The organism is Nakamurella antarctica (assembly GCF_003860405.1).
Lineage (GTDB): Bacteria > Actinomycetota > Actinomycetes > Mycobacteriales > Nakamurellaceae > Nakamurella > Nakamurella antarctica.
On record NZ_CP034170.1, the window covers coordinates 3318558 to 3331763 of the forward strand.

The 13206-nt window shown below is 60.5% G+C and carries 12 protein-coding genes and 2 pseudogenes; 6 read left to right on the plus strand and 8 right to left on the minus strand.

Features of this window, described 5'->3' with window-relative positions; genetic code table 11:
- Nucleotides 1-685 precede the first annotated feature (685 nt).
- Nucleotides 686-1415: pseudogene (locus EH165_RS16335) on the plus strand (IS3 family transposase); the annotation flags it as partial.
- Nucleotides 1416-1712: 297 nt separating this feature from the next.
- Nucleotides 1713-1925 (plus strand): hypothetical protein, encoded by a 213-nt coding sequence (locus EH165_RS14940; protein ID WP_124800147.1) that lies wholly within the window; start codon nucleotides 1713-1715, stop codon nucleotides 1923-1925.
- Nucleotides 1926-1982: 57 nt separating this feature from the next.
- Here the strand turns inward: EH165_RS14940 and EH165_RS16340 are convergent.
- A pseudogene (locus tag EH165_RS16340) lies at nucleotides 1983-2434 on the minus strand (ISL3 family transposase); the annotation flags it as partial.
- 2072 nt (nucleotides 2435-4506) lie between these two features.
- On the opposite strand from EH165_RS16340, the gene EH165_RS14955 reads away from it, so the two are divergent.
- Both EH165_RS14955 and relB read left to right on the plus strand, forming a co-directional pair.
- Nucleotides 4507-4908, plus strand: coding sequence for a MauE/DoxX family redox-associated membrane protein (locus tag EH165_RS14955; RefSeq protein ID WP_124800148.1), 402 nt, complete (start codon nucleotides 4507-4509; stop codon nucleotides 4906-4908).
- 621 nt (nucleotides 4909-5529) lie between these two features.
- The gene (gene relB / locus EH165_RS14960) at nucleotides 5530-5751 is read left to right on the plus strand and encodes a type II toxin-antitoxin system RelB family antitoxin (protein ID WP_124800149.1); all 222 of its coding nucleotides are present in this window, start codon (nucleotides 5530-5532) and stop codon (nucleotides 5749-5751) included.
- A gap of 379 nt (nucleotides 5752-6130) precedes the next feature.
- Here the strand turns inward: relB and rplI are convergent, their stop codons facing one another.
- The 7 genes from rplI to EH165_RS14995 form a co-directional block, all read right to left on the minus strand.
- Nucleotides 6131-6580 carry a 50S ribosomal protein L9 gene (gene rplI, locus EH165_RS14965; RefSeq protein WP_124800150.1) on the minus strand — a complete coding sequence of 150 codons (450 nt, stop codon included), beginning with the start codon at nucleotides 6578-6580 and terminating at the stop codon, nucleotides 6131-6133.
- 14 nt (nucleotides 6581-6594) lie between these two features.
- Complete coding sequence (gene rpsR, locus EH165_RS14970; RefSeq protein ID WP_124800151.1) at nucleotides 6595-6852, minus strand: 30S ribosomal protein S18; 258 nt, start codon at nucleotides 6850-6852, stop codon at nucleotides 6595-6597.
- A gap of 47 nt (nucleotides 6853-6899) precedes the next feature.
- Complete coding sequence (locus tag EH165_RS14975; RefSeq protein WP_124800152.1) at nucleotides 6900-7409, minus strand: single-stranded DNA-binding protein; 510 nt, start codon at nucleotides 7407-7409, stop codon at nucleotides 6900-6902.
- Between the two features lie 12 nt (nucleotides 7410-7421).
- Nucleotides 7422-7712 carry a 30S ribosomal protein S6 gene (gene rpsF, locus EH165_RS14980; RefSeq protein ID WP_124800565.1) on the minus strand — a complete coding sequence of 97 codons (291 nt, stop codon included), beginning with the start codon at nucleotides 7710-7712 and terminating at the stop codon, nucleotides 7422-7424.
- Between the two features lie 292 nt (nucleotides 7713-8004).
- On the minus strand, nucleotides 8005-8478 hold the full coding sequence (locus tag EH165_RS14985) for a hypothetical protein (RefSeq protein ID WP_124800153.1): 474 nt from the start codon (nucleotides 8476-8478) through the stop codon (nucleotides 8005-8007).
- 72 nt (nucleotides 8479-8550) lie between these two features.
- Nucleotides 8551-9042, minus strand: a complete 492-nt coding sequence (locus EH165_RS14990; RefSeq protein WP_124800154.1) for a DUF4385 domain-containing protein — start codon at nucleotides 9040-9042, stop codon at nucleotides 8551-8553.
- A 73-nt stretch (nucleotides 9043-9115) separates the two neighbouring features.
- The gene (locus EH165_RS14995) at nucleotides 9116-9673 is read right to left on the minus strand and encodes a hypothetical protein (RefSeq protein ID WP_124800155.1); all 558 of its coding nucleotides are present in this window, start codon (nucleotides 9671-9673) and stop codon (nucleotides 9116-9118) included.
- A 165-nt stretch (nucleotides 9674-9838) separates the two neighbouring features.
- On the opposite strand from EH165_RS14995, the gene EH165_RS15000 reads away from it, so the two are divergent.
- Both EH165_RS15000 and htpG read left to right on the plus strand, forming a co-directional pair.
- Nucleotides 9839-11209: an FAD-binding oxidoreductase gene (locus EH165_RS15000; protein WP_124800156.1), complete on the plus strand. Its 1371-nt coding sequence runs from the start codon at nucleotides 9839-9841 to the stop codon at nucleotides 11207-11209.
- A gap of 55 nt (nucleotides 11210-11264) precedes the next feature.
- Nucleotides 11265-13172 carry a molecular chaperone HtpG gene (gene htpG / locus EH165_RS15005; protein ID WP_124800157.1) on the plus strand — a complete coding sequence of 636 codons (1908 nt, stop codon included), beginning with the start codon at nucleotides 11265-11267 and terminating at the stop codon, nucleotides 13170-13172.
- The last annotated feature ends 34 nt before the right edge of the window (nucleotides 13173-13206 follow it).

Genomic DNA, 13206 nt, shown 5'->3' on the forward strand with positions numbered 1-13206 from the left:
CCGTGCTTTGCGCAGAGCCGCTTTTCCGTTGACGGCGCCAGGCGACTGTAGCGAGAATCATCATAGGGAGACTAAACGGTACAATCCAGTACCCCACCGTCTCGATACGATCTGGGTGTTCTGTCCACCATCCAGTGCGCGAAAAGACGAGAAAAATTACCGGGAAAAATGCGAGAGCCAAATACACCTTCCATCCCATAAGCTTCAAAGATTTAGTCACCTCAAATTCCCTTCCATATAGACATCGGGTCCCAACTCTTAAAATTCTACCTATTTGAAGGCTGCCGCGACGGCCCTGACGCCTTTACCTAAATAGAAGGAGCTAACACCAGCCGCCACCCCAACGCCAGCTGCCTCTGCCCAGTCGCCACCATCTAGGTCACCGTCCTCTTCGTAGCTTCCGATAAGATTGGCAGTCCCGGTGGCTGGTAACCAGACACGCAGCCAACGTGAACGACCAAGTCCTCGCTACGTCCTAACGAGGAACTGCCTCAGTCACAGTGGACTGCTCAGCGTGCTTGTCGCAGAAGCGCATATCCGTCGATTATCTGGACCGTTTTAAAGCGGTGCGTCGAGGTCAGCTCTGTCACGAGGTCAGCTGCCCACGTTTTGTCAACCCCGTGTCTTGTTGAGGTGAACCGCCCCGGTGTGTGCGGAGACTCCGATTGTTGAGAAAGTTGGAGTTATGCCAGGGAACACTACGAGGCGGTATCCGGCTGAGTTGAAGGCTCGGGCGGTGGAGATGGTTGCCGAGCGGGAACCGAAGGAGTCATCAATGGGCGGCGATGCAGCGGATCGCGCCGTTATTGGGGGTTCCGGTCGCGGAGACGTTGCGTAAGTGGGTGCGTCAGGCGCAGGTCGATGCTGGCGCCCGGGATGGGACTACGAGCACGGAGTCGGAGGAATTGCGTCGATTGCGCCGGGAGAACGCTGATTTGAAGCGGGCGAACGGGATTCTGCGGGCGGCGTCGGCTTTCTTCGCGGCCGAGCTCGACCGGCCACACGGCTGATCGTGGACTTCATCCGGGTTCACGCCGACCGGCGTGAACCCGGTGGTCTTCGATGGGGTGTCGAGCCGATCTGCGCTGTGCTCAGCGAGCGGTTGGCGGATCGCCCCGTCGACCTATTACGAACACGTCAATCGTGATGCGTGGGAGTGGGAGCGGCGGGATGCTTTGCTGATCAACGAAATCCGCAGGGTCCACGCAGCGCACCACGGGGTGTATGGGGCGCGGAAGGTTTGGTTGACCCTGAACAGGGAACGCACACCTGTCGCCAGGTGCACGGTGGAGCGGCTGATGCGCGGTGAAGGCCTCACCGGTGCTGTCCGCGGAAAGGTCAAACGCACCACTATCGCCGATCCGCTGGCGCAGCGCCGCGATGATTTGGTCAACCGGAGCTTCACGCCCACCGCCCACGCGGATAACCTAGGGAAACCTCCAATGTCATGCGCACACGAATGTCCTTACAACACAACGTGAATTGAGCGGTGGCTATCTTGGTCTCAACCGGTCAATGCACCACACTCATTTTCGACAACCACATCGGGGTCGAGTGTGGACGGGTCAAGCATCGCTGGCGGCTGACGAGATCGGTGCAACGGCCGAGATGGACGTGGTGCCACTGCCAGGGGTCGAGCCGCTGTCTGGCAGGCAACTGGCAGGCTTTCTGGCAGTCTGGCGTACTGCTGCGATGCGTGTGAAGCTGTGCGAGTGAAAACGTATCCCTCGCCGGCGCGGTCTCCGTTACAGAAATGGGCGGATCATTGGAACGGCCCCATCTTCGTCGCGCTCGGAACGATCTGGCTTGCTATCACCCCATTGACTGACGGCGCGAAAACCATCCGCTGGGTTATTGGGGTATTGCAAGTCGCACTCGGGGCGACGATGTGGATCATGGCTTGGCGGCACAAGTCCGAAGATTGAGTGTTCGCACGGTAGCGGGCTAAGACCGATGTCAGGAGGGGCTGATTACAGTGAGTCGCCGGCGTGGCCGTGGATCTCGTTCTTGGTCTTCCTTCTGCATTCATCCAACGCATCGCCAGCTAACCACACCACATGAAATGGGTCCAGCACGGCGGTTGCTTTCGGAAGTCCTTCGGTGGCAACGGTTTTGAAGCCGGTAAATCCATCCATAGCAACAATTCCAACCCGGTCTCGCCATACCTAGTCCTGTTCGACGAGCCACCCTTTGAATACTCGTTTGGATCTGCCCTCGACCATGTCCATCAGCCTGGACGGACCGCTTTTGTCACGGGCCGGGTCAAGTCGATGATCACACTGACATATTTGTCGCCTTTGCTGGTGTGCCGCCACACGTGCTCATCCACCCCAACGACTTTCACCCCATCCAAGCGGGTGAGGTCGTCGAACAGCAACTGTTTCCCCACAATCAGAACAGCGGTATTCGCGGTGTTCCACGACACGCCTAGCCCTCAGCGACCCTGGACACCGTCGCTCCTTTACGCCGCGTCGTCGCACCCTGTATGTCGCACGCTCGCGATAGTCTCAGCCATCAAGCAGTCCCACTAGGGGCGACGCTATCTGTGTGGAATAGCTATGCTGCAGGTCGTGTCCAGCAGCCCAGTATCTAGCGGTTGCCCTAATCGCGTGAGACCGTCGGCGGGCTGCTGTGCCCCCTCCGCTTGAGAACCGTACGCCCGACCACCACGCCAACAGCTCCGAACGCCACGTACATACTCAACAGCCCCCCGAATCTGGGAAGAAACCCTCTATCCGAGAACAGCGCGGTCGACAGTATCAAAGCACTAACCCAGGGAACCATCACAAGAAGCTTGTAACGGATCGACCTAGGCTGCTCAGATCTGGCTCTTATCGACAGCCGAAAGCCCCGCGGCCAAGCAGCAAACGCCCAAAAAACGACGCCGACTAAGCCACTCACAATTAAAACCGTTGCGTCTCGGGTGGTCTCAGCTGCAAAAGCGCAGAGCCCACCTGCAGCCGCCACAGATACGCCAAGCCACCAAAGCCACCAAGTTCTCTTCAGGGCAGCCGGGTTGACTTCAGCAGTCGATGTAGGAGGCAGACCATGGGTGAGCCCCCGCCTAGCCAGTTCTGCCTTATAACCAAGCCATCGTGAGCGCGCCATCATCAGAACCACGAGGATGTACCCAACAACCACCACCAAGAAAAGGATCGCGATCCAGCGTCGCGCCGGATCACCAGGTGACAAAACCATTATCGGCACGGCGCCTGCAGCGACTATCAGACAAAGTCCGCAAATCCACCACCACATGGGTCCGGGCGCCATAAAGATTCGCCCGCGCCGGTCGTGCCGGACGAGTGTGCGCGGTTTCTCGACCATGGTCCAAGTAGACCAGACAAGACACTCGTTTGATTGACGCTCAACCGACAACTTCTCCCCAACATCGGAAATCGACCCAGGCCGACAAACGGGCGTTGCCCGTCAGATCCATGCTGTCATCTGTGCCGAATTATCTTCCCCGGAGTACCCCTTCTGTTCCATGCCCAACCACACAGGAGTCCAGTTGGCGTTGATTATTTGACTATCGTCCACTCGAGACTCAACTATCCATAACCGGTGTGGTCTAGCTGCGCCCTCTTGTTGTTGTCTCACAACCCGTGTCTGCATGAAACCGGAGGTTCCTTTTCAGTGTCCTCATCACACGACTTCCCTTACACTGACTCCCCCGGTAGGGGGCTGGGTCGAGGATGCAATAATCTGGAAGTCGACCACAGACACCGATTATCAAACTATCCCTACCGTCCTGTCCTGACGGTTGCGGATCGAATGACCGAATCGAGTTTCGGAGATACGCCGTCGAACCCAACACCGCGACGGCGCACTTTCCCGCGAATGGTACTTGGTGGCATCACTGTTGCGATCCCATCGCTGGCGCACCTGCTGAATCCGCCTGATGCGAGCGCTGCCGCCTGCTACAACCCGGTTCACTGGGTCGCACCCATAATTGGGCGCTACAAGAGTGTTGGTGGACTTATGTGTATGGAGGCGCCATTAGACACAGGTACATGTGCCGCTGGAGCATTCGCTGCCGCAGATGTGGCGCGCTCTGCAGAACAGTGATCACGGATGAGACCGGTGGTGAGGTCTGAGATGTGTCGTTCGTCGAACTTTTCGCGGAATGTACGGAGGTTTTAAGATGGCAGTAGTCAGACCAATTGCTGAAATCGTCGGACAGGAAGAAATATTGCGGCCAATTGCCCAGGCTCGGATCGATAAGAGCGCCGCTTCCGGTCGGAGGCCAGGTCGAACATATGACGAACTAGTTGCTGCAGCTGGTGGGAGGACAGAACTGGAGATTGAGATCGCGCCCAAGGAGCGCGAGACGCTCAATCAGCTCACCAAGCTAACTGGTGATCCTAGCTACGCGCGCATCGCGGAACGGGGCTCAATAGCAGTACCGTTTGGTCACCTGTGTTCCGCGCCTGCGGGAAGTCTCTTGATATGCGGGTACTCAATCGATTTTACCCTTGAGGAGGCCGTGGCCTTAGAAGGCAGATAGGCGTGACAATACCGGCAGCTGTAAATGTCATGCTGGGATCAGTTGTGTGCTTGACCCTCAGTTCGACCGCGTTGGTCAAACTAGTCTCCGCAACTTCGACCGCTGCCAACTTGGTGAGGCAGGGAATTTTTCACCATTCGATTGCCAAAATCGTAGTGGTACTGACTAGCCTGGCCGAGCTCGCTACTGCATTTGAGATGATCTCGTGGCTTTTAATCGGCGGTATCGCGGCAACGGCCTTGCTCAGTGGATTCGCAGTTGATTCTGCCCTGGTGTTGCTGCGAGGGGACAACCAAGGGCCATGCCGGTGTGGTGGGCAGCGAGCGGCGGAAACAGTGGTCGGTCATTCCGCTGGTGCTCGGGCCGTTTCAACGCTCCTTCTAGCGGTTACCGCGCTCGTCTGAAGTTTGGGCGCGCCGCCAATAGGATCAAACCGGGGCCTTTTAGCGGCCTCTGTTGCGCTCCCCTTCGTCGTGTGGATCGTCGGACGGGTGCGCAGACACCAACGAGCGACCGCAACAGCTCACCGCCCATCTGCATTGCAATTTCCAAGTCTTTAGTCTCCGGCTCATAGTTTGACTGCGCTTCCCAATAAAATTGGATCTGCGTCCGTTTTCATCCCTGCCCGCCCCCGCGGCGTCCGAACAGGGGGCTCTGCACCTGTCGCCTCTAGTCACCCTGCCGCCGATGACAGAGATGGCCCGTCGGGCGTGCGCAGACAACGGCTACAAGCTGTCGAGATTCAGGACCGTGTACGGCCTGTGCTGCCATCACCTCCGACCCGTGTGGCGCGGGCGCAGTTCCACACGTGCACGTTATGCAGAAAGCGGAAACAAGCAAAACGATCAGTATTTTGTAGGCTTTCACTGTGCTACTAGCTCCTCATATGGGTAGGGCCTCTCTACCGGGGTTGCCGACAAGAGGATCTCATGAGCCCATCGGCAAACGGACGACCGTTCAACACCGTTTAGTCTTAGGCATGTATTCTGTGTAAACATGTCTTACACCGATGGCGAAGGTGCCCCATGACGATCTCGATTCGGCTGACCAAGGACGAGGAAGAACGACTCGACAGCCTTGCCCGCCGCACCGGGCGCTCGAAGAGCTTCTACGTCAAGACGGCCCTTCATGAATACCTGACTGACCTCGAAGACGCCTACGCCGCCGATGAAGCGATTGATGCCTTCGAGGCCGGGGGGCGCCGCAGCCGTCCGCTCGCCGCGCTTGAGGCCGAGATCGACAGGTGACATCCCGGTGGAGCGTTGAGACTACCGACCAGTTCGACCGCGAGTTCAACAAGCTCGATCGCGCCGTGCAGCGGCGCGTACTCGCGTACCTGCACGAGGTCGAAAGTCTCGACGACCCCCGGCGGCGCGGGAAGGGATTGACGGCAAACCACGCCGGCATCTGGCGCTGCGTGTTGGCGATCGACGTGACGTGTACTGAGCCGTCCGGCGGCAGATTGCGTTCCGGTCACCGATCCCCAAGTGAGACACCAAACCCCCCACCGGCGGCTGCAGCACCGCCTCTGGATGCTCAAACACCGCGGCCCCGGACGGAACCCCTTGCGGGGAACCGGCCGGGGCCGCGGTGTTGCAAGACGAGGTGCAGTCCTGGACTACCAGATCAGGACGTGACGACCTGAATGTGGAACTTGGCAGTGACGCCAGGGTGCAACTTGACGGCAATAGCATGCGTGCCGACAGTCTTGATGTGCCCATCGGTCTCGACGGTGCGCTTGTCCAGAGCCGGTCCACCAGCTGCCTTGATGGCGTCTGCGATTTCGGCGTTGGTGACGGAACCGAAGAGCTTGCTGCCGTCGGCGTTGGCGCGAGCCTTGACGACAACCTTCATCTGCTCGAGGTGGTTCTTGACTTCGGCGGCGTGTTCGGTGCCACGAATTTCGCGTGCCAACTGAATGCGCTTGATAACTTCGATCTGCTTCTCGGCGCCCTTGGTGGCGACGATGGCCTTGCCCTGGGGGAGAAGGAAGTTCCGGCCATAACCGTCACGAACTTCGACGATTTCGCCAGGAGCACCCAAGCCGGGTACGTCAGTGGTGAGAATGAGTTTCACGTCTTGAGCCTTTCTTAGCGGCCGGTCGAAACATACGGAAGCATCGCAACTTCGCGCGCGTTTTTGACGGCGATAGCGATATCCCGCTGGTGGATGGTGCAGTTACCGGTGACGCGGCGAGCGCGGATCTTGCCGCGGTCGGAGATGTAGCTGCGCAGCAACGGGATGTTCTTGTAGTCGATTGCCTGGGCCTTCTTTTTGTTGCAGAAGGCACACGGCTTGGTGCTGGCGACCTTGAGGTTCTTGGAACTGCGGGGTGGGGGCTTTGCCATAACGGTTCAAACTCCAGAATTTAAGTGAAGAAAGTAAGTGGGGGTGTTTAGAACGGTGGCTCGTCGGAGTAGCCACCCTGGCCTGCCGGCGGAGCCGAGGCCCAAGGATCCTCAGCGGGTGCGCCGCCTCCGGATCCGCCACCGGCGCCATAACCGCCGCCGCCGCCAGCGCCACTGGCACCGTCGGAGCCGCGATTGACCCGGTTGACCTTTGCGGTGGCGTAGCGCAGCGAGGGGCCGATTTCGTCGACCTCCAGCTCGATAACCGTGCGCTTCTCGCCTTCCTTGGTGTCGAAGGACCGCTGCTTGAGCCTGCCCGTGACAACCACTCGGCTGCCTCGGGTGAGGGACTCGGCAACGTTCTCCGCAGCCTGGCGCCAGATGTTGCAGCGCAGGAACAAAGCTTCGCCGTCCTTCCACTCGCCGCTTGCGCGGTCAAATGTGCGCGGCGTCGAAGCCACGGTGAAGTTAGCAACGGCAGCACCGGATGCGGTGAAGCGCAGTTCGGGGTCGGCAGTTAAGTTGCCCACCACGGTGATGATCGTGTCGCCAGCCATATTCAAAAGTCCTTACTTGGCGTCGGGACGGATGATCTTGGTGCGGAGGATGGATTCGTTCAGGTTGAGCTGACGATCCAATTCGGTGACGGAAGCAGAAGGAGCCGTGACGTTGATGATGGCGTAAATGCCTTCCGCGTTCTTGCGGATTTCGAAAGCCAGGCGGCGCTTTCCCCAGATTTCGACACTGTCAACAGTTCCGCCGCCTTGGCGAATCACGTTGAGGAAGGTGTCGATCGAGGGAGCAACAGTGCGCTCGTCGAGGTTCGGGTCGAGAATGAGCAGTAGCTCGTAGTGACGCAAAGCGGTGGATACGCTCACGTACACCTCCTATGGACTAGTGGGCCACGGTCGTTCCGCAGCAGGAGGGTGTTGCTTGAATCGGCTCACCGGCACTCTTGGCCGGCACTGCCATGGGTGAAACAGACAACCGTTCCATACTACCAGCGCAAATGGGCTGAGATGAACCGCTTTATTCGCTCAACTCATTCCGGCTCAGGCGCTCCAGCTCAGGCGCTCCAGCTCAGGCGTTCCAGCTCAGGCGTTCCAGCTCAGGCGTCCCAGCTCAGGACTCGGGGCTCAGGTCATTTCAGGATCAGGCGTCGGGGATGAAGCTGAAGTCGACCATCGAGTTCTCGCGGGTGTTGGTATCCGTGCAGCGAGCGGTGAAACTTAGGTGCAGGCCAGAGGTTTCGTTGTTCACGACGCTCCCTTCCATCACCGTGTAGACGATGGGGCGCTCGAACCGGCGCACCACGGTCATGACACCGCCGCGACTGAACTCCCCGTCGGCCCGTGTGTCCGACTTGATGGCCAGTATTTCGCTCGCCGCCGCCGCGCCCGCATCGGTGCGACACAAGGTGACTCGTCCCGTGACGGTGAAACGCAAATAACTCGCGTCGTCCGCACCCGACCCGACGTACATTCCGTCGGTCCGCGGCTTAAACCACTCGACGTCTTCGGGCCCCTCCGAGTCGCCTACGGCGGGACTCTGAGTTGGCTTGCTGCCCAGTTTCGAACGCACGGAATCTAGGAAACCCATCTCACGCCTCTCGCCGTCATCGACCACGCTACTTTCATTCGGAGATCACGGTACCTGGCGCGCGCCTCGGCGTGGCCCAGCTGGCGCCGGGGGCCGCGGTTAACCAAATTTCGCCCGGTGGGTGGCACGCAGCTCGGTGTATTCAGCCACCTGCTCCACGGCGTCCCAGGCCGCTTTGAAGATCGCCGCCGCTTGCGCCTTGACGGGATCCTCTTCCTGTCGGGGTAATTCGGTGCGTCCGTGGGCGCCGCTTCGACCGCGTTGATCGCTGGGAATTGGACCGTCATACTTCTTGCCGCCCCGGTGGTTGGCATACCGACGGGCGCGGGTGAAGCCCATCTGCAGGAACTTGCGTGCCATGTCCATTCCGACGAAATCGCCGCTGGCCAAGAACGCATCGAACATCTCTCGGATTGCATCCGCACTTTCGCGGGCGAGCTCTGCGTCTTTAAAACGCCAGTGGGGCAGGATTTCCGACTTGTAGGGCTGGACGAGCAACACGCCCTGTTCGCCGCGGCCGACTCGATAAAGCTCCGGATGTTGACGTAGGTCCAGGCTGTCGTAATCGAGTTCGTAATCGAAACCAGGCACCAGGTCAGCATACTTTTGGGCGGGCCCTTCCCCGGTGGCGCCTCTTCCTCCCCGGGTGGGCGCCGCCCAGAAATCAGGTGATGAGCCTGGTGCTGTCGGCCGCCTGCAAGCGCCCGAGGTTGTCGTTGATGTGATCCCTGATCAACACGGTGGTGAGGCGCTCGACGTGATCGGTCAGCGCCGCCAGATACGCCTGCGCACCGTCTGCAACCGAACCGGTGTCAACGCGACCGGAGTAGCTCAAACCGTCCGGAGTCATCAACAGCCAACCGACGTGTGAAGTTCCGTGGGCTTGCTCCAGGTGTCGGGTGAGAGCCTGCACCGTCTGCTCCACCGAAGTGCGCGAGATCGACAGGCCAGCCGTGCTGGTGACGGTGAATTGCGGCCCGGCGAATGGCACAGCCTTCTGGGACCGACTGATCCGCTCGGGATTTAACTGCATCTCTGCGGTGGCTTGCGCGGCGTCGGAAGCCGTCACGATGGTCACGGTGGTTGCTTGCGGCGTGGCCTGGGCCGACTCGGCCTTCGCCTTCGGGCGACGAAAAAGCCCGCCCGCGCGCGCAGCAACAGCCGTGCACCACCCGCTGTGTGCGGGCGCTGCGGCACTCATCGTCATCTTGTCAACCCTCATTCGCTTCTTTCGTCCGGATGAGAGACGCGCGAACCCCACGATCATCACGCCGTAACGGAATTTAGTTGAGAAACTTTTTCCGCGCGGAACTCAGGGGGCCTGGGATCGGTTTCCCGCGAGCCGAACAGCGCCACCCCTCGGCGCTGGGCCTGCGATAATCGTCTTATGACCTCGCCCGCGATCATCGCCGATCTGACCGCCATCGTTGGCGCCGACCACGTGCTGACCGATCAAGACGTCACTGCCGCCTACGTGACGGACTGGACCGGTAGGTTCTCGGCTGCGAGCGGAACGGTGGTACGGCCGTCCTGCACGGCAGAGGTGGCAGCGGTCGTGGGGTTATGCGCTAGCACGGGTACCGCAGTGGTTCCGCAGGGCGGAAACACCGGACTTGTCGGGGGCGGCGTTCCGCACCGGGGCGAAGTGGTGCTGAGCTTGCGGCGACTAGCCGCGCCTCCCGAGGTCGACGTGGACTCTTCGCAGGTCCTGGCGCAAGCCGGCGTCACGATTGCGGCGCTTCGCACTGCGGCGAATGCCCACGGAATGACGTACGGGGTCGACCTGGCGAGCCGCGACTCGGCGACCGTCGGAGGCACCATCGGCACCAATGCGGGCGGTCTGCGCGTATTGCGACATGGGGATACCCGGCGGCAAGTAATCGGCGTCGAAGCAGTGCTGGGCGACGGCACCATTATCTCCCACCTGGACGGGTTGACCAGGGACAACACCGGGTACCACCTGCCCTCGCTCCTCACCGGGAGCGAAGGAACCCTGGCCATCGTGACGGCAGCCAGGCTGCGGTTAGTCCCCGCATTTCGTCAAACGGCCGTGGCGTTGCTGGCGATGACGGACGTGGAAGCCGCGGTCAAAGCTGCCGGTACCTTTCGGCGCGAGCTGGCGGGCGTCAGCGCGGTTGAATTGGTGCTGCCGGCGGGGATGGAGCTCGTCACCGCGGCGCTCGGACTGCGACCCGCCTTTTCAGGATCCGGCGATGAGCATGGCGCCTACTTGCTCGTCGAGTGCGATGGCTCCGAGCCGCTGGCCGAACTTATGAGAGTGGTCGAAACCGTAGCCGGCGTCCAGGACGCGGCCGCCGCGGATGACGCCGCCGGGCGCGCCGCACTCTGGGCCTACCGGGAACGTCAGGCGGAAGCCATCGCCACCGTGGGCTCCCCGATCAAGTTGGACGTCACCCTGCCGATGCATTCAATGCCCCAATTTTTGCGCGAATCGCCCGCCGCGGTCTCCGCGATCTCCCCCGACGCTCGAGTATGGACATTCGGCCACATTGCCGATGGGAACGCCCACGTCAACGTCACCGGCGGGCTCGGCCACGCGCATGCGGTGGAGGACGCGGTACTACAGCTCGTCGCGCGGCTTGGCGGCAGCATCGCCTCCGAGCACGGCGTGGGTGTGGCGAAGAAGGACTGGCTCCGGCTCAACCGCTCCCCCGCCGAGTTGGCCTTATTCCGGGCGATCAAGGCAGCGTTCGACCCCGCGGGCATTCTGAACCCCAACGCGGTGCTGCCTCACTAGAATCTTTCTGGCACCGAAATTCCTGCACCGAAGCTCATTCCCGAAGGGCACTACTGTGACTGCGCACGTCGAAGAACTCGAATTCCAAGCCGAAACCCGGCAGCTGCTGGATCTGATGATCCACTCCATCTACTCCAACAAGGATTCGTTCCTGCGGGAACTGATCTCCAACTCCTCCGATGCACTCGACAAGCTCCGGCTCGAGGCGTATCGCGACAAGGACTTGGCGGTCGACACCTCCGACCTACACATCGATATCGCCGTCGACCACGAAGCCCGCACCGTCACCATCTCCGATAACGGCATCGGAATGACCCGCGCCGAGGTGATCGATTTGATCGGCACTCTCGCCAAGTCCGGGACCGCCGAGGTACGGGCGAAGTTGAAGGAAGCGCAGAAGAGTGCCGCCGCCGAATCCGCGTCCGGGGAATTGATCGGCCAGTTCGGCATTGGCTTCTACTCGACGTTCATGGTGGCTGAAACCGTCACCCTGCTGACTCGCAAAGCGGGCGAAAGCACCGCCACCCGTTGGGTTTCCAGCGGTAGCGGCACCTACACGATCGAAGAGGTAGCCGACGCACCACAGGGCAGCGCTGTCACGTTGACGCTCAAGCCCGCCGATGACGACGATCACCTCTTTGATTACACCTCCGAGCGCAAGCTCAAGGAACTCATCAAGCGATACTCCGATTTCATTGCCTGGCCCATCCGAGTGGAAACCGTCACCGAAACCGACGGCGAGGTAAGCACTTCGGTCGAAACCGTCAACTCGATGAAGGCACTCTGGACCCGGTCAAAAGATGATGTGTCGACCGAGGAATACACCGAGTTCTACCGGCACGTCAGCCACGCCTGGGACGAGCCGCTCGAGGTAATCAGCCTCAAAGCCGAAGGCACGTTCGAATACCAAGCGCTGCTGTTCATCCCATCGCGTGCCCCGTTCGACCTTTTCCAGCGCGAGAGCAAGGTTGGTATCGCGTTGTACGTCAAGCGCGTCTTCATCATGGACGACTGCGACGACCTGATCCCCGAGTACCTTCGCTTCGTCAAGGGAGTTGTTGATGCGCAGGATCTTTCGCTCAATGTTTCCCGTGAGATCCTGCAGCAGGACCGGCAGATCGGCGCGATCCGCCGGCGCCTGACCAAAAAGGTGCTGTCCACCATCAAGGACCTGCAGACCAGTGATACCGAAAAGTTCGGCACCATCTGGACCGAGTTCGGCCGCGCACTCAAAGAGGGCCTGCTCTCCGACCACGACAACCAGGAAACCCTCTTGGGGATATCGCTTTTCGCCTCGACTGCCAATGACGAGGACCTCACGAGTTTGGCCAGCTACGTCGAGCGGATGCCGGAGTCGCAGGACAAGATTTACTACGTCACCGGCGATTCCCGGCAGCAGATCGAAAGCTCGCCGCACATGGAGGCTTTCAAGGCTAAAGGCCTCGAGGTGCTCCTGCTCACCGACCCGGTTGATGAGGTGTGGGTCGACGCGGTTCCGGGCTTTGACGGGAAGATGTTCCAGTCCATCGCCAAGGGCGAGGTCGATCTCGACAGCGAGGATTCCGCCGAGAAGGAAGAGCGCGGCAAGGATTTCGCCTCCCTCCTGACCTGGCTCACCGAGAAATTAAGCGAGAACGTCAGCCAGGTAAGGCTTTCCACGCGTTTGACGACCTCCCCGGCATGCATCGTCGGGGACGCCGGTAGCCTCACCCCAGCATTGGAGCGAATGTATCGCGCGATGGGCCAGCAGATTCCGCCCACCAAGCGCATCCTGGAAGTGAACCCCGACCATCCGCTGATCACCGGTCTGCGCACGGCCCAGTCCGAACGCGCTGACGACCCGAACTTGGCTGAAACAGCCGAGTTGCTGTACGGCACGGCGCTTTTGGCGGAGGGCGGCGATCTGCTGGACCCGGCGAAGTTCGCCAAGCTGCTGGCAGATCGGTTGACCCGCACGGTCTGAGCGTTGATCATTCGCCGAACCTTCGCTGAGCCCC

Excerpts from the sequence above, each read along its gene's own strand:
- rpsR (WP_124800151.1), bottom strand. The coding sequence starts at position 6,852 with ATGGCAAAGCCCCCACCCCGCAGTTCCAAGAACCTCAAGGTCGCCAGC.
- relB (WP_124800149.1), top strand. The coding sequence starts at position 5,530 with ATGACGATCTCGATTCGGCTGACCAAGGACGAGGAAGAACGACTCGAC.
- EH165_RS14995 (WP_124800155.1), bottom strand. The coding sequence starts at position 9,673 with ATGAGGGTTGACAAGATGACGATGAGTGCCGCAGCGCCCGCACACAGC.
- EH165_RS14975 (WP_124800152.1), bottom strand. The coding sequence starts at position 7,409 with ATGGCTGGCGACACGATCATCACCGTGGTGGGCAACTTAACTGCCGAC.
- EH165_RS15000 (WP_124800156.1), top strand. The coding sequence starts at position 9,839 with ATGACCTCGCCCGCGATCATCGCCGATCTGACCGCCATCGTTGGCGCC.